Here is a 19,274-nt window from a genome sequence, read left to right as displayed (position 1 = left end):
CCGAAAGCACATTCTGATCACAGGACATCGGCATGTTGGTTGACAGGTTGATAGGCATGCCTGGACCCTAAGCGGCATGAACATTGATGTCGATAAGCTCAACCTCTCGGAACTGAAGTCCCTACTGACCGCCGCGGAGCAGCGAATGCGGCTGATTTCCAGCCGTCGCCCCATTGCCTTGGTGCGTCGAAAACTGATCGCACTCGCCGCCCAGCACGGTTACACGATCGAGGAACTCTATGGCGATCAGCCGGTAGCTGAGATTGCGACTAAGAAGCGAGCGCCGCGGCGAAAGGCGAGCAAGGTTGCCGCCAAGTACCGCGACCCAGAGAACATGCGCAACACCTGGTCGGGCCGTGGACGTATGCCGCGATGGCTGGCCCAGAAGACGAAGTATGGCCGGAGCGTCACGGACTTCCTGATTCCCGGCCTAGGAAAGCCAACCGCACGCAAGGGCGGATCAATAGGCCAACGAACGCTCATCAAGCAAGGATGACGCGAAATCGGAAGTCGCGAATGGCGGCCTTGGGTCGGAAGCTGCCTCCCCTACCCTAGATGACCCTCGCTAACCGCCCGGTTCTTCGTGAGATCCGCGGTCTCCGCGCTTGCCCAACTCATGGATTCCGACCAGATCCAGCCGTCTCACGCTCAGCGCCGGCCTCCAGATTTCATTCTGGCCGGTTGGTGCTCGCATCAGCCCTGGTTTTGCGCGCAGCGCGACGTCCGGCGCGGTCCTGAGCTATAGACCGGCTACGTTGTCGATCGCCGTCGCTCTCTTGCCGGCCAGTTTCGACCCATCGCCCTGGGTGCAGGTGCTCCGGATCCAATCACGGCGGATCGCAGCTGCCGTCGTCCGGCAGCGATCATCAGCCACTGACGTTTTGCCCGACTCGTCAGAGGCTTGCTTGGTCGCGATTAAATGCTAATGAGAATCACTTGCTATCGCGCGATGAATCGAGGACGATTACGAGCGCTGGGCCATCGGGAACGGAGACAGCCTGAGCATGGTGGGTGTCGTTCGCGCTTGCTGACCACAGATCGCTGGATGTGAGGGCATGCTGATCTCGCGCGCAAGGGGCGCATCGCATGTTGTGATCCAGGCCCGCTTCTGTGCGTTGCGCTCTCCCCTACTCCCGCCGCGCTGCCGCCTGCGACGCCCCGCGCCGGGAACTTATTAATCCCTTCTTAAACTCGCCACCCTAAGCTGGGTCACGATGCGCCAGTCAGAGTCTGGATTCGTCTGCCGTTGGATCGGTCGTCGTGTGACCCCATCAGCGACTGCGCCGAAACGGGCTTACCACTTTTCTTCTACGGAATCTTCCATGCGTGCACGCTCCCCGCGTTGGCTAATCGTGTTCCTGGTCTGCTCGCTGTTGGCGGCGTGCGGAGGCGCCAAGGAGGAAGACAAGGCCAGCGACGCGTCGGCCCTGGCGGTATCGCTGGTTGCGGCGCGTGCGCAGCCTCTGGCGCGCAGCGTGCTGGTGTCCGGGCCGGTGTCGCCTTATGAGGAGATGCAGCTCGGGGTGGAACTCAGCGGGCAGCGAGTGACCTCGTTGCTGGTCGATGTCGGTCAGTCGGTGCGCAAAGGCCAGGTGCTGCTGGAACTGGACCATCGCACGCTGGACAGCGAGTTGGCCCAGGCCGAAGCCTCGCTGCGGCAGGCGCAGGCGTCCTTGTCGCTGGCGCAGGTCAGCTACGACCGCGGCGCCAAGCTGGCGGCCGAACAACTGATCAGCGCCGGCAATCTGGACGAGCTGCGCGCCACCCGTGTGCAGGCCGAAGCGCAAGTCGCCACCGCCCGCGCGGGTCGCGATGCGGCCAAGTTGCGGCGCGACTTCGCAGAACTGCGTGCGCCCGCCGATGGAGTCATCTCCAAGCGGCTGGTGCAGCCGGGCCAGGTCGTGGCCGCGGGCAACGAGCTGCTGCGCCTGATTCGCGACGGCCGTCTGGAATGGCGCGCCGAGTTGCCCGAGGACCAACTGGCCGGCGTCGCCGTCGGCAACACGGTCGAGCTGCCCTATGGCGGCGGCATCATCGCCGGGCGCATCCGCGCGGTCACGCCCGGCGTCGATGCGCAGACCCGCACCGGCACGGTGTACGTCGATCTGCCCGAGCCGGGGCCGCTCAAGCCCGGCGTCTATGTGGAAGGCCGCATCGTCACCGGCGCCGGCCGTGCGCTGATGGTGCCCACCGCGGCTGTGGTGCAGCGCGACGGTCATAGCTATGTGTTCACGATGAAGGACCAGCAGACCGTGCAGCGCGTACGCGTGCGCACCGGCCAGACCGGCAACGGCCAGGTCGAGATCGTGCAAGGCTTGAAGGACGGCGATCGGGTGGTCGCCGAAGGGGCGGGCTTCCTCGGCGACGGCGATCGCGTGCGGGTGGTGCCGGCCGCCGCGGCCGGGAAGGCCGCACGATGAATTTCTCCGCCTGGGCGATCAAGCGGCCGTTGCCGGCGCTGATGGTGTTCTTCGTGTTGTGCGTGGCCGGGCTGTGGGGCTTCCACAAGCTGCCGGTGGCGCGCTTCCCCGATATCGCCTTCCCGATGACCACGGTCACGATCACTCAGCCCGGCGCCTCGCCCAGCCAGCTCGAGGCCGAGGTCACCCGCAAGGTCGAGGACTCGGTCGCCACGGTGACCAACGTCAAGCGGGTGATCTCGACGGTCAGCGAAGGCGTCAGCACCACCACCATCGAGTTCCAGCTGGAAGCCGATCTGGCCACCGCGCTGGACGACACCCGCGACGCGGTCACGCGCATCCGCACCGACCTGCCGCAGGACATCCAAGAGCCGGTGATCTCCAAGGTCGATATCGGCGGTTCGCTGATGACCTATGCCCTGGTCGCGCCGCAGATGACGCCGGACGAGGCCAGCTGGTTCGTCGATCGCGAGGTCTCGCGCGCCATGTACGGCGTGCCCGGCGTGGCCCGGGTCACGCGCGTGGGCGGCGTGCAGCGACAGGTGCGCGTGGACCTGGACGCGAACGCACTGCAGGCTTTCGGCGTCACCGCCGGCGCCGTGTCGCATCAGCTCGCCCAGATCCAGGTCGAGCGCGCCGGCGGCAAGGCCGAACTGGACGGTGCGCAGCAGACCATCCGCACCCTGGGCACGGTCGGCAACGCGCAAGCCTTGCGCGATTACACGATCAGCCTGCCGGACGGGCGCTCGGTGCGTCTGTCGGCGCTGGCCAAGGTGACCGATGCCGCCGCCGACCCCACCGAGGCAGCCTTGCTGGACGGGCGCGACGTGGTCGCGTTCTCGATGTCGCGCACGCGCGGATCCAGCGAGGTCAAGGTCGAGGAAGGCGTGCACAAGGCGCTGGACGCCCTCAAGGCCAGCCACGCGGGCATCGACTTCCGCCTGGTCACCACCGTCATCGACGAGACCCATCGTTCCTACGATTCGTCGATGACCATGTTGTGGGAGGGCGCGTTGCTGGCCCTGCTGGTGGTGTGGCTGTTCCTGCGCGACTGGCGCGCGACCTGGGTATCGGCGCTGGCCCTGCCCTTGTCGATCATCCCGACCTTCGCGGTGATGTACTGGTTCGGTTTCACCTTGAACCTGATCACCCTGCTGGCGCTGTCGGTGGTGGTGGGCATCCTGGTCGACGACGCCATCGTTGAGATCGAGAACATCGTGCGCCATCTGCGCATGGGCAAACCGCCGCTGGAGGCTGCCCGCGAGGCGGCCAACGAGATCGGCAACGCGGTGATCGCGACCTCGCTGACCCTGGCGGCGGTGTTCGTGCCGGTCGCCTTCATGCCCGGCATCGCCGGCAAGTTCTTCCGCGAGTTCGGCTGGACCGCGGCCACCGCGGTGTTGTTCTCACTATTGGTGGCGCGTCTGCTGACGCCGATGATGGCCGCCTATCTGCTCAAGCCGCATGGCGAGGAGAAAGGCGATAGCAAGCTGATGCGCTGGTACCTGGGCTGGGTGGACGCGGCCCTGCGCCATCGCGCGCGCACACTGTGGATCGCCACCGGTCTGTTCGTCGCCTCGCTGGCGCTGGTGCCGCTGATCCCCGCCACCTTCATTCCGCAGTCCGATCTGGGGCGCAGCAACCTGAGCCTGGAACTGCCGCCGGGCACGCGCCTGGAGGAAACCAAGGCGGTGGCCGAACGCGCGCGCGTGCTGCTCAAGGACATGCCGGAGCTCAAGCAGGTCTACACCGCGATCGGCAGCGTGCTGGACCTGGGCGATCCCTCCACCACCGGCATCGGCGAGTCGCGCAAGGCCACTCTGGTACTGGACTGGGGCGTGGCGGACGAGCGCGAGCGCGACCAGCGCGTGCTGGAACGCGAGGCGCGTTCGCGACTGGCCCAACTGGCCGGCGTGCGCGTGAGCTACGTCAGTTCCGAGCCCGGCAATCAACTGCAGCTGGTGTTGTCCGGCGACGATCCGCAGCATCTGCAGGATGCGGCGATCGCCTTGGAACGCGACCTGCGCCGCATCCCCGGCCTGGGCAGCGTGACTTCGTCGGCATCGCTGTTGCGGCCCGAGATCCAGATATTGCCGGACCCGGCGCGGGCCGCCGACCTGGGCGTGGCCACCGCCGACATCGCCGAGGCCGCGCGCATCGCGACCGCCGGCGACTACGAGCAGCGCCTGGCCAAGCTCAACCTGCCCGACCGCCAGATTCCGATCCGCGTGGGATTCTCCGAGGCGACCCTGGCGAATCCGGCCCTGATCGGGCAGTTGCGCGTGCCCGGCCGCTACGGGCCGGTGCCCTTGGCGGCGGTCGCGGACATCAAGATGGGCAGCGGCCCGTCGCTGATCTCGCGTTACCAGCGCCAGCGCAACGTCACCTTGACCGCCGAACTCAATGGCCGGCCGCTGGGCGATGTGATGGAGACGGTGCAAAAGCTGCCCAGCGTGAAGCAACTGCCGCCCGGCGTGAGCTTCCTCAATACCGGCGACGCCGAAGTCTTCGTCGAACTGTTCATCGGCTTCATGCTGGCGATGGCCGCGGGCCTGGTCTGCATCTACATGGTGCTGTTGCTGCTGTTCAACCACGCGCTGATGCCGCTGACCATCCTGACGGCGGTACCGCTGTGCGCGGGCGGCGCGTTCGGCGCGCTGCTGCTGACCCAGAACATGCTGTCGTTGCCGGCCTTGATCGGTCTGCTGATGCTGATCGGCATCGCCACCAAGAACTCGATCCTGCTGGTCGACTACGCGGTGATCGCCGAGGACGAGCACGGCCTGAGCCAGCACGACGCCCTGATCGACGCCTGCCGCAAGCGCGCCCAGCCGATCATCATGACCACGCTGGCCATGGGCGCGGGCATGATGCCGATCGCGATGGGCTTCTCCGGCGATTCCAGTTTCCGCGCGCCGATGGCGATCGCGGTCATCGGCGGCCTGATCACGTCGACCCTGCTGAGCCTGATCGTGATCCCGGCGGCGTTCACCGTCGTCGACGATCTGGGCGAATGGATGACGCGGCGTTTCCGCCGCCGCTCCTCGCATCCGCGGCAGCACACGCCTCCGGCCTGACGACGCAAACGGCCCCGCCGATCCGGGTACGGCGACCAGGCCGTACCCGGCGCAGGCGTTTCAGGATTTGCGCCGGCGGCGACGACGCTTGAGGAAACCGAGCATCGCCAGCTCCCACTGGCGGTCCCCGCGCGCTCGCGCCGCGTACGACGCCAAGGCCTCCTCGCGCCAGCCTGCGAAGACGGTGGGATCGATGTACGACTTGCGGCAGACCGCCGGCGTGTTGCGCAAGGCTTGCGCAACTTCGCCTACGACCGCCTTCTCGATCCGAGCCAAGGCACGCTCGCTGGGCGTTGCGCTCCGTTTGCCCTCTGGTAGCGGCAGTTGGGCCAGGCGTCGGAAGGCGGCCAGGGTCGCGCCCCAGGTGCGGAAATCCTTGGCGCTGAACTCGCCGCCCATGACCTCGCGCAGGTAGCCGTTGATCGCGTCCGAATCCACCGGCTGCACCGTGCCGTCGTCGTCGCGGTACTGGAACAGCGACTGCCCGGGCAGTTGCTGGCAGCGCCGGATCTGTTTCACCAGTTTGGCGTCGTCGATGGCGACGTCGTGCATCTTTCCGCCTTTGCCGCGGAAGTGCAAACGCGCGCGACCGTCGCGCAGGAAGTCGATGTGGCGGTTACGCAAGGTGCTCAGGCCGAACGTGCCGTTGCTGCGCATGTAGGCGTCGTTGCCGACGCGCAGCAGGGTGTCGGCCATCAACGCGACCACGATCGCCAGCACTTTGGCGCGTGGAAATCCGGCCAGTTGGAGATCGCTGCGCAAGCGCCGGCGCAGGCGCGGCAGGGCTGCGCCGAACTCCACGATGCGGTCGAATTTGCCGTGGTCGCGTGCGTGCCGCCAATCCGGGTGGTAGCGGTACTGTTTGCGCCCGCGCGCATCGCGGCCGGTGGCCTGCAAGTGGCCGCTGGCCTGGGCGCAGATCCAGACCTCGCGATAGGCCGGCGGTACCGCCAGTGAGCGGATCCGCTTCAGGGTGGTCGGGTCGCGCACGGCGCGCCCCTGGGCGTCGCGGTAGCGGAAGCCGCGCCCCGAGTGCAGGCGCGCGATGCCGGGATCGGCGTCGCTGACGTAGCGCAGACCGGCCTGCGCGGCCACGCGCGCGGACGCGGCGTCGGGCATGGGACCGGGCGTGGGTACGGCCTTCGCGGGTTTAGCCATGCGCCACAGATACGCAGCGGTCCGTCAACGCGATGAAAACGCCCGGCCGCCGCCGCTCGGAAGCGGTCCAGGGTCTGAACCATGGTTCAGGCTTGCAACGGCGTTTTTCGGCGGATTTGACGACAAGCCCACGCGCTGGCGCTAAAGTAGCCGGGTGATGTCCGTCCTGCTGCGACTGCTGCTGTGCGTCGGCCTGATCCTCAACGGATCGGCGTACGCGGTCGCGTCCACGCAAATGCAGTTGACGCATATGAGCGCCGCGATCGAAGCGGCGGCCACCGTCCAGACCTCTTGCCACGACGGCATGGCTGCAGGCGGCATGGCTCACGACGGCATGGCGATGGCCGCGATGGATCACGCGTCGATGTCGGCGCCCTCCGATCACAGCCATCACGGCCAAGGCCAGGCGCCCGACGGCGCCCAGCCGGACTGCTGCAAGTCGCCGACCTGTACCTGCTCCTGCCTGCAACCCGCGCCGGCCACGGCGATCGCGTTCGCCCTCGGCGGCGCGCATATCGGCCACAGCCTGATCGCGCGGCCGATGTCGGTCGATCACGACGCGCCGGCCCTGCCCTACCCCATCCGACCTCCCATCGCTTAAGCGCTCCACGCGCCGCCGTCGCGGCGCGCTCAGGCAGGTCGCGTGCGGCGTTCGCGTCTACGCGGCCTGGTGTCGCCGATCGCATCGTGCGTCGGCGTTATCGATCCTTTGGAGTTCGACGATGTCTTCCGATTTCTCCGGCCGACGGCCGGATGCCCTGGCCGAGCCTTCGCGCCGGCGTTTCGTTACCGGTCTGGCCGCGGGCAGTGTCGCCGCAGGCCTGGGCCTGTGGCGCTCGCCCGCGTTCGCGGGCGCGGCGCTGGCCACCACCGCACGCGAACTGCGTGGCCTCGATTTCGACCTCGCCATCGACGCGGCGCCGGTCAACTTCACCGGCCGGGTGCGCCCGGCGATCACCGTCAACGGCTCGCTGCCGGGCCCGATCCTGCGTTGGCGCGAGGGCGACACGGTCACCTTGCGCGTCGCCAACCGCCTGCGCGACACCAGCTCCATCCATTGGCACGGCATCCTGCTGCCGGCCAACATGGACGGCGTGCCGGGCCTGAGTTTCGACGGCATTCCGCCGGGCGAGACCTACGCCTATCGCTTCCAGCTGCGCCAGTCGGGTAGCTACTGGTACCACAGCCATTCGATGTTCCAGGAACAGGCCGGGCTGTACGGCGCGATCGTGGTCGATCCGTTGCAGCCGCCGCCGTTCCACTACGACCGCGAGCACGTGATGCTGCTGTCGGACTGGACCGATCTGGATCCGGCCGCGCTGTTCCGGCGCATGAAGAAGATGTCGGACTACGACAACACCTACAAGCGCACGGTCGGCGACTTCGCCCGCGACGCGCGCGAGCAGGGCCTAGCGGCGACCCTGCGCGATCGCGGCCAGTGGGGGCGCATGCGCATGACCCCGACCGATCTGTCGGACATCAACGCGCACACTTACACCTACCTGCTCAACGGAACCGCGCCGGCGGCCAACTGGACCGGGCTGTTCCGTTCGGGCGAGAGGGTCCTGCTGCGCTTCATCAACGCCTCGGCGATGAGCTACTTCGACGTGCGCATCCCCGGCCTGAAGATGACCGTGGTCGCGGCCGACGGCCAGTACATTCATCCGGTCAGCGTCGACGAGTTCCGCATCGCGGTGGCCGAGACCTTCGACGTGATCGTCGAACCCTCGGGCCAGGATGCGTACACGATCTTCGCCCAGGACATGGGCCGCACCGGCTATGCGCGCGGCACCCTGGCGGTGCGCGAGGGCCTGTCGGCGCCGGTGCCTGCGTCCGATCCGCGCGTCATCTTGACCATGGACGATATGGGCCACGGCGGCATGGATCACGGCAGCATGGACCACGGCAGCCACGGCGCACCCAAGCAAAAGACGATGCCCGAAGGCGGCTGCGGCGCCAGCATGGGCATGGCCGGCATGGACCATTCCGGCGGCGGCATGGCAGGCATGGACGGCGGTGCGACGCACCCGGCCAGCGAAAACGGCAACCCGCTGATCGACATGCAGACGATGGCCAGCACGCCGCGGCTGGACGATCCGGGCATCGGATTGCGCGACAACGGGCGCCGCGTGTTGCGCTACGCCGACCTCAAGAGCCTGTTCGAGGACCCCGATGGCCGTGAGCCCAGCCGCACGGTCGAGCTGCATCTGACCGGCCATATGGAGAAGTTCGCCTGGTCGTTCGACGGGCTGAAGTTCATGGATGCGCAGCCGCTGCGCCTGAACTACGGCGAGCGCATGCGCATCACCCTGGTCAACGACACCATGATGACCCACCCGATCCATCTGCACGGGCTGTGGAGCGACCTGGAGAACGAGCAAGGCGAGTTCCAGGTGCGCAAACACACCATCGACATGCCGCCCGGAACCCGCCGCAGTTATCGCGTGCGCGCCGACGCGCTGGGCCGCTGGGCCTACCACTGCCATCTGCTCTACCACATGGAAGCGGGCATGATGCGCGAAGTGAGGGTCGAAGAATGAGCGCCCTCCACTCTCCGCGCCGCGCCGCGCTCGCGGCCGCATTGACGCTGGCCTTCGTCGGGGCCGCGCAGGCCCAGCATCACGCTGCGCAGGCCGCGCCGACGCCGCCCGAACCCGCGCCGGTCGCGACCGAGCCGGCCGTGGACCACGCCGCGATGGGGCATGCCGCGCCCAGCAAGGTGAATGCCGATCACGACAGCATGGACCATTCGAAGATGGACCACGCCGCGATGGGCCACGCTGCGCCCAGCAAGGCGGACGCCGACCACGGCAGCATGGACCATTCGAAGATGGATCACGCGGCCATGGCCGACACGGCCCCGTCGGCGGCGAGCCAGACCCCGCGCGAACCTATTCCCGATGTAACCGACGCCGACCGCGCGGCCGCCTTCCCGCGCCTGCGTCACCACATGCAGCACGCGCGTGAGTTCAACAGCTATGTCTTGTTCGATCGCCTCGAGGTCGGCGACACCGACCACGGTCGCAGCGAGGCCTGGGAGGCCACGGCCTGGTTCGGCAGCGATCTCAACCGCGTGTGGTTGCGCAGCGAGGGCGAACGCGAAGGCGGTGCCACCGCCGCGGCCGATCTGGAGGTGCTGTACGGCCGCAGCGTCACGCCCTGGTGGGACGTGGTGGTCGGCTTGAAACACGACTTCAAACCCGGTCGCTCGCAGGATTGGCTGGCCGTCGGTGTGCAGGGCATGTCGCCCTACAAGTTCGAGGTTCAGGCCACCGCCTATGTCGGCGCCTCGGGACGCGTCGCGGCCAATGTCGAGGCCGAGTACGACGTGCTGCTGACCAATCGCCTGATCCTGCAGCCGCTGGTCGAGTTGGACTTCAACGGCAGCCAGGACACGCGCCGCGGCATCGGCTCCGGACTGAGTACGCTGGAAGCCGGACTGCGCCTGCGCTACGAGTTCAGCCGCCGCTTCGCGCCATATGTGGGCGTGGTCCACGAACGCAGCTTCGGCAACACCGCCGAGTTGCGCCGCGACGAAGGCGAAGCCCGCGAGGACACCCGCGTCGTCGCCGGCGTGCGGATCTGGTTCTGAGGGCACGCCCATGACCCTCACAACCCGAAAGGCGGCGGTGGCGGTCGCCATCGCCGCGACGGCATTGGCGGCGGCGGCAGGCGGCCTGGTCTTCGCTGGCGTCTACGACGTCGGCGCCGACACGCCGCATACGCGACCGGTGTACGCGCTGCTGGAAACCGTACGCGAACGCTCGATCGCCGCGCGTGCGGACGAGTTGCAGGCCCCGCCGGATCTGAACAGTCCGGCGCGCATCCGCCAGGGCGCGGGCAATTACCAGGCCATGTGTTCCGGCTGCCACCTGGCACCGGGCATGCAGAGCACCGAGCTCAGCCGCGGCCTCTACCCTGCCCCGCCCGACCTCAGCAAGACGCCGGTTGATCCGCGCCACGCGTTCTGGACCATCAAGCACGGGATCAAGGCCTCGGGCATGCCGGCCTGGGGCGCGAGCGTGGGCGACGAGTACATCTGGAACATGGCGGCCTTGTTGCAGGCCTTGCCGAGCATGGACGCGGCCCAGTACCGCGCACTGGTCGCCGAAAGTGGCGGACATTCGCACGGCGGCGGCGAGACCGCAGCCGGCGACGACCACCACGGCCGCAGCGCGCCCGCCGAGACGCAAGGACACGGCCACCACGAAGCGGTGAGCCAACTGGCCGCGAGCGAGCCAGGCGCCGCGTCCGAGTCCGCTCACGCCCCCGCCGATGGCAAGCCGCATGCGCACGCGCCGACACCGAAGGCGCCGACCAAGGCGGTCGCGCCGCAAGCCGCGCCCGCCGAACCGCCCACCGACGAACATCAGGCGCATGAGCATGCGCATTGACCGCGAGGATCCACGATGAAACCAGCAACGAGCCGATTCGTCGTCGCGTTGAGCGTCGCGTTGACGGCCAGCGCCTGCAGCGGCACCGCCGCGCCGGAGCGAGCCGTCGCGGCAACGACGCCGGCGACACCCACAGCCGCCTCCGCCTCGCAAGCTGCTGACGATCACGCCGATCACGCCGATCACGCCGATCACGCCGATCACGCCGATCACAGCGCGCACGCGGCTCACGGCGAGCAAGCCGACCACGCCAAGCCTGCGACCGCCTCCGTGTCCGCATCGCTGCCGAAAATGGTGGTGCACAAGAGTCCTACCTGCGGCTGCTGCAGCCTCTGGGTCGATCACGTGCGCGCGGCCGGGTTCGAGGTCGAAGTGCGCGATCGCGAGGACCTGTCGGCGATCAAGGAGCGCCTGGGCGTGCCCTACGCCAAAGGCTCCTGCCACACCGCCGAAGTCGGCGGCTATTTCGTCGAGGGGCATGTCCCCGCCGTGGATATCCAGCGCCTGCTCCAGGAACGTCCGCAGGCGCACGGCCTGACCGTTCCCGGCATGCCGGCCGGTTCGCCGGGCATGGAGACGCCCGACGGCAGCAAGCAGGCCTACGCCGTCGAACTGGTGGCCGACGACGGCACGACCACGGCCTACGCCCGACACTGAGCCCTAGGCGCGGGCGGCGGCGCACGCCGTCGCCCGCGAAGGCTTGACTCTGGACCATGGTCCAGACCGGAGACTGGCCCCCTCTCCACTCTCTTCAAGGGACTGCAGCCATGCAGATCGGTCTACTGGCCAAACGCGCCGGCGTCCCCATCGACACCGTGCGCTACTACGAACGCAACGGCATCCTGCCGGCTCCCGAGCGCCAGGCCTCGGGCTATCGGGCCTATGACGAGCGCGACGTCGAACGCCTGCGCTTCCTGCGCCGCGCCAAGGCGCTGGGCTTCACCCTGGTCGAGATCCGCGACCTGCTGGAACTGTCCTCGCGCCGCGACGACGACATGGGCAGCCTCAAGGCGGCCGCGAGCGAGAAGCTCGCCGATGTCGAGCGCAAGCTGGCCGAACTGAGCCTCATCCGCGACGGCCTGCGCATGCTGATCGAGGCCTGTCCCGGCCACGGCGCGCTGCAGCGCTGCCCGATCCTGGCCGCGCTGGCGCAGGAGGACGCATGAACCACCGCGACCACGACCACAGCGCGCATCCGACGCCCGCGCCCGCCGCCGCGCATGCCTGCTGCGCGAACAAGTCCGCCGACGTCGGCGTCACGACCGTGATCGATCCGGTCTGCGGCATGCGCGTGGATCCGGCCAAGAGCCCGCACCACGCCCAGCACGAAGGCCACGATCACGCCTTTTGCTCGGCCGGGTGCCGCAATAAGTTCGTCGCCGATCCGCTCAAGTACCTCGCGCCCTCGCCCGCCGAAACGGTGGCGGCGCCGGCCGGCACGATCTACACCTGCCCCATGCATCCGGACGTGCGCCAGATCGGGCCCGGCACCTGCCCGATCTGCGGCATGGCGCTGGAGCCGGACATGCCCAGCCTGGACGAGGAAGACAATCCGGAACTGCGCGATTTCGGCCGCCGTTTCGCCTGGACCTTGCCGCTGAGCGTGGCGACCCTGCTACTGGCGATGTTCGGACACCGCTGGTCGGCGCTGTCCACCGACACCCGCACCTGGCTGGAACTCGCCTTGAGCGCGCCGGTGGTGCTGTGGGCCGGTTGGCCGTTCTTCCAGCGTTGCCTGGCCTCGATCCGCAATCGCAGCCCCAACATGTGGACCCTGATCGGCATCGGTGTGGCCGCGGCTTTCGGCTACAGCGTGGTGGCGACCTTGGCGCCGGGCATCTTCCCGGCCTCGTTCCGAGAGCATGGCCGCGTCGGCGTCTACTACGAAGCAGCCGCGGTGATCGTGTCGCTGACTCTGCTGGGGCAGTTGCTGGAACTGCGCGCACGCTCCAAGACCTCGGCCGCGATCAAGCGCCTGCTCGGCCTGGCGCCGGACCACGCCCGCCGCTTGCGCGACGACGGCGAGGAGGAAGACGTGCCGCTGGCGCAGGTGCAGGTCGGCGACCGTCTGCGCGTGCGTCCGGGCGAGAAGGTACCGGTGGACGGCGAAGTGCTGGACGGCCGCTCCAGCATCGACGAATCGATGCTGACCGGCGAGCCGATGCCGGTCGCCAAGCAGGCCGGCGACAACCTGATCGGCGCCACCCTCAACGGCACCGGCAGCCTGGTCATGCGCGCCTCGCGCGTCGGCGCCGACACGGTGCTGGCGCAGATCGTGCAACTGGTGGCGCAGGCGCAGCGCTCGCGCGCGCCGATGCAGCGCATGGCCGATCGGGTCGCGTTCTGGTTCGTGCTGGGCGTGCTCGGCACCGCCGTGGCCACCCTGCTCGGCTGGGGCCTGTTCGGCCCGGAACCCTCGTGGACCTATGGCGTGCTCAACGCGGTCGCGGTGCTGATCATCGCCTGCCCCTGCGCGCTGGGCCTGGCCACGCCGATGTCGATCATGGTCGCCAGCGGCCGCGCCGCCGAAGCTGGCGTGCTGTTCCGCGACGCCGAAGCGATCGAGCGCCTGCGCGAGATCGATACCCTGATCGTGGACAAGACCGGCACCCTCACCGAAGGCCGGCCCGCGTTCCGCGATGCGATCGCGGTCGAAGGCCGCACGCCCGACGAGGTGCTGCGCCTGGCCGCCAGCCTGGACCAGGGCAGCGAGCACCCGCTGGCGGCGGCCCTGATCGCCGCCGCACGCGAACGTGGCCTGGCGTTGGAGGCCGCGCAGGACTTCGATTCCGCGACCGGCCAGGGCGTGCGCGGGCGCATCGGTGAGCGACGTTTGGCGCTAGGCAACGCGGCCTTGATGGCGCAGGACGGCGTGGATCTCGGCGACCTGGCGGCGCAGGCCGAAACCCTGCGCCAGGACGGCGCCAGCGCGATGTTCCTGGCCGTGGACGGCCGCGCCGCCGGCGTGCTGGCGGTGGCCGACCCGATCAAGGCCACCACCGCCGCCGCGATCCGTGCGCTGCAGGACGCCGGCCTCAAGGTGGTCATGGCCAGCGGCGACGCCGCGACCACCGCGCACGCGGTCGGCCGCAGGCTGGGCCTGGACGGCGTGCACGGCGAGATGCGGCCGCAGGACAAGGCGGCGCTGGTGGAACGCCTGCGCGCGCAGGGCCGACGCGTGGCCATGGCCGGCGACGGCATCAACGACGCCCCCGCGCTGGCCAGCGCCGACGTCGGCATCGCCATGGGCACCGGCACCGACGTGGCCATGGCCAGCGCCCAGGTCACCCTGATCAAGGGCGATCTGAACGGCATCGTGCGCGCACGCGCGATTTCGGCGGCGGCGGTGGCCAACATGAAACAGAACCTCGCCTTCGCCTTCCTCTACAACGCGCTGGGCGTACCGATCGCGGCGGGTCTGCTGTATCCGTTCACCGGCAGCCTGTTGAGTCCGATGATCGCCGCGCTGGCGATGAGCCTGAGCTCGGTGTCGGTGGTGGCCAACGCCCTGCGCCTGAACTCGACACGGATCGGCTGAACGCCAGGCCGCGCCGCGCGCCCGACGACGGGGCGCGGCGCCTTCCGGCTCGGGCTATGATCTGCGCGTAGACAGTCCGGTAGCGGCCAGAGGAAGCCCCATGTCGATCCATTCCAAAGCCCGTCGCGACGCCAAGAAGCGCAAGGCCGCCAAGGCCGCCCGCGCCCCCGCCCCGCCCGCGATCGAGCCCCACGCCGAGATGCGCGACCGCAACGGCCAGTTGCTGGGCGGCATCGTGCGGCGCGACGGCGAATGGACCCTGGGCCTGGGCGGACGCATCGTCGGCGGCTCCGACAGCGCCGCCAAGGTGTTGATCATGCTCAAGCGCGCGGCCGCGCTGCACGAGCGCGAAGGCGAAACCGTGCAGCTCAAGTTCTCGCCCGCGCTCAGCGCCGCCGCCGCCCAGGAAGCCGCCGACCGCGGCCTGAGTTTCGAGCAGTTCGAGGCCGAGTTCGAAAAGGAACTCGCCGACAGCCAGCGGCCCTCACTGGATGGGCCTAGCGGCGGTAACGAAGCGGTGCATTAAGCCCGATTCGCAAGGGCCGCCGACTAGGCATACCTCGCTTGGCGTTCCCCGTACCGCACGGACTTGACGATCAGAGTCAGCCCGCCTCGCCAGGGCGCCTAGGCGACGCTACTTCTCGCCAACCGACGACTTCGCCGCGATCGGTACGTACAAGGCACTGGGATGCTGCGCATCGTGATACAGCGTTACCGTCACTTTGCGCGCGTCCTTGCCGGATTCGTCCGCGGCGACGCCGCCGCTGTTGTAGTTCTTCTGCATCGCCAGGCTGTTCAGCGGCGCGATCACCAGGCGTAGGCGGCTGCCTTGGCTCAAGCGTCGCGCGGTGAAGGGAAAGCGATCGAAGTCGTAACGCTCTACTTTGCCCGGCGTGACCAATACCGCCTCGCGCAGACTTGCGCGATAACGCGCGCGCTTGAGCTCCTGGGTCAGGTATACCGTGCTGCCGTCGGCTCTGACTTCGTAGAGCTTCGCGGTGAAGTCGGTGTCCGGCTGGTCAAGAGCGATGTACGCCGATAGCTTGAAGAAACCGGCGATGTCGGTATCGCGATCCAGCACGGGCGTGTGGTAGACCAACTGCTTGCCCGACGACAACTGCGTCCCGCGCTGATCGAGGATGTAGGCGTAGCCCGGCGCGAACACGTCCGGCCGGTACTCGTACTGCAGCGGGCCTGTGTCCAGCGGATCATAGACGTATCGGTCCGGCGTGCTGGCGGCCGACGGCGCGCCGCGCAGTTGGCCGGCTTCGAATACATCGTTGGCACGGCCGCCTTGCGAATCCAGATACCAAGTCTGGGTGCTCGCGGTGGCGGCCTGCAGCGACGGCGCGTAACGCCAGGCCTCCTCGCCGACCATGTAGAACGCGACCTTGTCCTTCAGGAACTCGGGCTTCTTGCCCTGCTTCAAAACCCAGTCGTACCAAGCGATATGCAAGGCGGGCATGTCGATCAAGGCGGCCGGCGCGAACTTGAGCCCGCCCATCTCCGCCTGCGGAATATTGGTGCCGTCGTGATCCCACGGGCCGATGATCAGGTAGTGCGCGGCCTTGGCGCGGTTGCCGCCATGGCGCATGTGCTCCTTGTAGTAGCTCAGCGCGCCTGGCTGATCGTCGTCGTAGTGGCCGGTAATGCTCAGGATCGGCATCGTCATCTTCGCGTACTGCTCGGGCGATGGCCGATAGCTGTCCCAGTAGGCGTCCTGTTGCGGATGCTCGATCCAGCCTTGGAAGATCGGCGACGGATTGCCGATGTAGGTATCGAGTTCCTTGAACGGCGCGTGCGCCTCGTACCAACGCTTGTATTGCGCTCCCCAGAACGCGCCATCCGCGAAAATCCGATCCTGCGAGGCATGGCCGCTGACGAAGGTCAGCCATTGCATGTTGTAGGTATAGGGAATGTTGTTGAGGATCGGGAAATCGATGCCCGGCCCCACCGCCGCCACCGGAACGATCGTCACCAGATGCGGCGGCAACTCTTTGGCTACCGCCCATTGGCTGTAGCCGCCATACGATCCACCGCTCATCGCAACCTTGCCGTTGCATTCGGGCTGTCGCGCCAGCCATTCGCTCACGTCGTAGCCGTCCTTCGCCTCCTGCAGCATCGGCGTGAATACGCCTCCGGAATTGCCGCGGCCGCGCACGTCGACGGCGTAGTAGGTGTAACCCTGGCCGGCGAAGTACATCGCGCGCGGATGATTGCGCTGGGCCGTGTACGGAGTCAGCGCGAAAATGCACGGCGTGCCGACTTGCTGGGCCTGCGGGCGATAGCGGATCGCACTGAGGTTCACGCCATCGCGCAGCGGAATCCTCACGTTCCATTGAAACGCGATCTCGGGTGTCGTGGGCTTCGGCTCCTGGGCGACGGCCGATCCGGCCAGCCACAAGGCGCCCAGGATCCCGCCTGCGATGACGCGTGCGTACATGAGGTTTCTCCGATTTCAGCGAATCGTCGCCACGATCCGACCGGCTGTCGAGTGTCCTGCACGCTTGCCGCAGCGATTCCGCTGCGGCGGGCACGCGCAATGGGGATATTTGGGGGCTGGTAGACGGCGGCCGTTGGCGTTGAAGGCATCTTCAAGCCACATAAATGCCACTGAATCCGAGTGCTTCACCGGCGCTGGGTAGCGTCGTCTCCTGGCCGCGCTCGTGGCGACGCGAACCGGTCTTCGTGGGGCAGCGGATGTACAAATCCCCGCTTGCGACCGCTGCGTCATTGGGCCGATTCTCTGGATAATCCATCCACGATCGCCCGGCCAATGCGGGCGATGGCCTTGCCTAGAATCGGATCTCCCCCTCACCACGGAGACGTTCATGGCAGATCATTCTCTCAACGGCAAAGTCGCGCTGATCGCTGGCGGCGCCAAGAATCTAGGCGGCTTGATCGCACGCGATCTGGCCAAGCACGGCGTCAAGGCCGTGGCGATCCATTACAACAGTGCGGCGACTCGCGCCGACGCCGAGGCTACGGTGGCGGCGGTGAAAGCCGCGGGCGCGCATGCGGTCGCGCTGCAGGCCGACCTGACCAGCGCCGGTGCGATGGCCAAGCTTTTCGAAGACGCGGTCGCCGCGGTGGGGCGGCCCGACATCGCCATCAATACCGTCGGTAAAGTCCTGAAGAAGCCCTTCGTCGACATCAGCGAAGCCGAATACGACGAGATGACGGCGGTGAACTCGAAGTCGGCATTCTTCTTCCTGCAGCAGGCCGGCCGTCACCTCAACGACAACGGCAAGGTCTGCACCCTGGTGACCTCGCTGTTGGGTGCGTTCACGCCCTACTACGCCGCCTACGCGGGCACCAAGGCGCCGGTGGAGCACTACACCCGCGCCGCGTCCAAGGAGTTCGGCCAGCGCGGCATTTCGGTCACCGCGATCGGTCCGGGCCCGATGGATACGCCGTTCTTCTATCCGGCCGAAGGCGCCGACGCGGTCGAGTACCACAAGGGCGCCGCGGCGCTGTCGCCGTTCTCCAAGACCGGTCTGACCGACATCGAGGACGTGGTGCCCTTCGTCCGCTTCCTGGTGTCCGAGGGCTGGTGGATCACCGGCCAGACCCTGCTGATCAACGGCGGCTACACCACCAAGTGACCTCATCGCGCACGGCCGTGCCCGCGTCGCCGTGCGCTCGGTGGGGCGCGACGGGCGCGGCGGGCGCGGCGGCGTCTATTCTGCAAGCATCCCAGCGCCCAAGGCCGGAACCGCCGTGGATCTCCTCGACCAATACCGCGTATTCGTGCGGATCGCCGAAATGGGCAGCTTCATCAAGGCCGCCCACGCCTTGGACCTACCGCGCGCCTCCGCATCCGCGGCGATACAGCAGCTCGAGCGCGACATCGGCGCGCGCCTGCTGCACCGCACGACGCGCGAGGTGCGGCTGACCGCCGATGGCGCGCAACTGCTGGAGCGCGTGCGTCCCTTGCTGGCCGATGCCGAAGACATCCAGCAACTGTTTCAGACCCGCCAGCGCCAAGTGGCCGGCCGCCTGAACGTCGACCTGCCCAGCCGCATCGCCCGGCGCCTGGTCGCGCCCGCGCTGCCCGGCCTGGTGCGGCGCTACCCGCGCCTGCAGCTGGCCCTGGGCTCCAGCGATCGCATGATCGATCTGGTCCATGAAGGGGTGGATTGCGCCATCCGCGTCGGCGACCTGCAAGACAGCCGGCTGGTCGCCTATCCGCTGGGCCGGATCGCGTTGGTGAACTGCGCCAGCCCCGCCTATCTGCGCGAGTTCGGCTTGCCGGAAACGCCGGACGCACTGACGCGCGGCCATTGGTCGGTGGGCTACGCCTCGCCCAGCACCGGACGCGAACTGCCTTGGGAGTACGAATGCGGCGGCAGCACGCATACGGCGCCGCTGCACAGTCGCGTGCTGGTCAACAACGCCGAGAGTTACATCGCCTGCTGCCGCGCCGGTCTGGGGCTGATCCAGGTGCCGCGCTTCGACGTGCAGCACTTGCTCGACCGCGGCGAATTGATCGAAGTGATGCCCGCCTATCGCGCCGGCGCGATGACGGTCTCGGCGCTGTATCCGCACCGTCGTCAGCGCTCGCGGCGTTTGAGCGCGTTCGTCGACTGGTTCCAGGCGCTGATCCGTCCGCATCTGGACGCGTAGCGTCTATAGCGCAGCGCGCAGCGCGCAGCGCGCAGCGGCTGCGATGCTTGTCGTTCGACGA

15 protein-coding genes are annotated in these 19,274 nt (G+C 68.1%); 13 read left to right on the top strand and 2 right to left on the bottom strand.

The features are described 5' to 3' along the window. Nucleotides 1-76 precede the first annotated feature (76 nt). The 3 genes from ASE35_RS05350 (at nucleotide 77) to ASE35_RS05340 (ending at nucleotide 5,497) form a co-directional block, all read left to right on the top strand. Nucleotides 77-496 carry an H-NS histone family protein gene (locus ASE35_RS05350; RefSeq protein WP_057163150.1) on the top strand — a complete coding sequence of 140 codons (420 nt, stop codon included), beginning with the start codon at nucleotides 77-79 and terminating at the stop codon, nucleotides 494-496. An 826-nt stretch (nucleotides 497-1,322) separates the two neighbouring features. Then, nucleotides 1,323-2,420: an efflux RND transporter periplasmic adaptor subunit gene (locus tag ASE35_RS05345; protein WP_057163149.1), complete on the top strand. Its 1,098-nt coding sequence runs from the start codon at nucleotides 1,323-1,325 to the stop codon at nucleotides 2,418-2,420. Next, nucleotides 2,417-5,497, top strand: a complete 3,081-nt coding sequence (locus ASE35_RS05340) for an efflux RND transporter permease subunit (RefSeq protein WP_057163148.1) — start codon at nucleotides 2,417-2,419, stop codon at nucleotides 5,495-5,497. The genes ASE35_RS05345 and ASE35_RS05340 overlap by 4 nt, the downstream gene beginning before the upstream one ends. Nucleotides 5,498-5,557: 60 nt before the next feature. Here ASE35_RS05340 and ASE35_RS05335 read toward each other — a convergent pair whose 3' ends face one another. Further along, on the bottom strand, nucleotides 5,558-6,616 hold the full coding sequence (locus ASE35_RS05335) for a DNA topoisomerase IB (RefSeq protein ID WP_057163147.1): 1,059 nt from the start codon (nucleotides 6,614-6,616) through the stop codon (nucleotides 5,558-5,560). A gap of 196 nt (nucleotides 6,617-6,812) precedes the next feature. Here ASE35_RS05335 and ASE35_RS05330 point away from each other — a divergent pair, with 196 nt between their 5' ends. The 8 genes from ASE35_RS05330 to ASE35_RS05295 all read left to right on the top strand — a co-directional run bounded on the left by ASE35_RS05330 (nucleotide 6,813) and on the right by ASE35_RS05295 (nucleotide 15,113). Further along, nucleotides 6,813-7,256: a CopL family metal-binding regulatory protein gene (locus ASE35_RS05330; RefSeq protein WP_057163146.1), complete on the top strand. Its 444-nt coding sequence runs from the start codon at nucleotides 6,813-6,815 to the stop codon at nucleotides 7,254-7,256. Nucleotides 7,257-7,377: 121 nt separating this feature from the next. Continuing rightward, nucleotides 7,378-9,195: a copper resistance system multicopper oxidase gene (locus tag ASE35_RS05325; RefSeq protein ID WP_057163145.1), complete on the top strand. Its 1,818-nt coding sequence runs from the start codon at nucleotides 7,378-7,380 to the stop codon at nucleotides 9,193-9,195. Then, a complete protein-coding gene (locus ASE35_RS05320; protein ID WP_057163144.1) occupies nucleotides 9,192-10,247 on the top strand; it encodes a copper resistance protein B in 1,056 nt (351 codons plus the stop codon). The genes ASE35_RS05325 and ASE35_RS05320 overlap by 4 nt, the downstream gene beginning before the upstream one ends. A 10-nt stretch (nucleotides 10,248-10,257) precedes the next feature. Further along, nucleotides 10,258-11,049: a cytochrome c gene (locus ASE35_RS05315; protein ID WP_082611120.1), complete on the top strand. Its 792-nt coding sequence runs from the start codon at nucleotides 10,258-10,260 to the stop codon at nucleotides 11,047-11,049. Nucleotides 11,050-11,064: 15 nt separating this feature from the next. After that, on the top strand, nucleotides 11,065-11,706 hold the full coding sequence (locus ASE35_RS22255; protein ID WP_343123515.1) for a DUF411 domain-containing protein: 642 nt from the start codon (nucleotides 11,065-11,067) through the stop codon (nucleotides 11,704-11,706). Between the two features lie 110 nt (nucleotides 11,707-11,816). Beyond that, nucleotides 11,817-12,215 carry a heavy metal-responsive transcriptional regulator gene (locus ASE35_RS05305; protein WP_056174698.1) on the top strand — a complete coding sequence of 133 codons (399 nt, stop codon included), beginning with the start codon at nucleotides 11,817-11,819 and terminating at the stop codon, nucleotides 12,213-12,215. Beyond that, a complete protein-coding gene (locus ASE35_RS05300; RefSeq protein WP_082611119.1) occupies nucleotides 12,212-14,587 on the top strand; it encodes a heavy metal translocating P-type ATPase in 2,376 nt (791 codons plus the stop codon). The genes ASE35_RS05305 and ASE35_RS05300 overlap by 4 nt, the downstream gene beginning before the upstream one ends. Nucleotides 14,588-14,687: 100 nt before the next feature. After that, nucleotides 14,688-15,113 carry a hypothetical protein gene (locus ASE35_RS05295; RefSeq protein WP_056174696.1) on the top strand — a complete coding sequence of 142 codons (426 nt, stop codon included), beginning with the start codon at nucleotides 14,688-14,690 and terminating at the stop codon, nucleotides 15,111-15,113. A 108-nt stretch (nucleotides 15,114-15,221) separates the two neighbouring features. Here the strand turns inward: ASE35_RS05295 and ASE35_RS05290 are convergent, their stop codons facing one another. Continuing rightward, nucleotides 15,222-17,030: a CocE/NonD family hydrolase gene (locus tag ASE35_RS05290; protein WP_057163143.1), complete on the bottom strand. Its 1,809-nt coding sequence runs from the start codon at nucleotides 17,028-17,030 to the stop codon at nucleotides 15,222-15,224. A 388-nt stretch (nucleotides 17,031-17,418) separates the two neighbouring features. Here ASE35_RS05290 and ASE35_RS05285 point away from each other — a divergent pair, with 388 nt between their 5' ends. Together ASE35_RS05285 and ASE35_RS05280 are read left to right on the top strand one after the other, a co-directional pair. Next, nucleotides 17,419-18,192: an SDR family oxidoreductase gene (locus ASE35_RS05285; RefSeq protein ID WP_056174692.1), complete on the top strand. Its 774-nt coding sequence runs from the start codon at nucleotides 17,419-17,421 to the stop codon at nucleotides 18,190-18,192. 115 nt (nucleotides 18,193-18,307) lie between these two features. After that, nucleotides 18,308-19,213, top strand: coding sequence for a LysR family transcriptional regulator (locus ASE35_RS05280; RefSeq protein ID WP_057163142.1), 906 nt, complete (start codon nucleotides 18,308-18,310; stop codon nucleotides 19,211-19,213). The last annotated feature ends 61 nt before the right edge of the window (nucleotides 19,214-19,274 follow it).

Origin of the sequence: Lysobacter sp. Root916, from assembly GCF_001429785.1 — a bacterium.
Lineage (GTDB): Bacteria > Pseudomonadota > Gammaproteobacteria > Xanthomonadales > Xanthomonadaceae > Lysobacter.
This window is presented reverse-complemented; position numbering and strand designations above follow the sequence as displayed.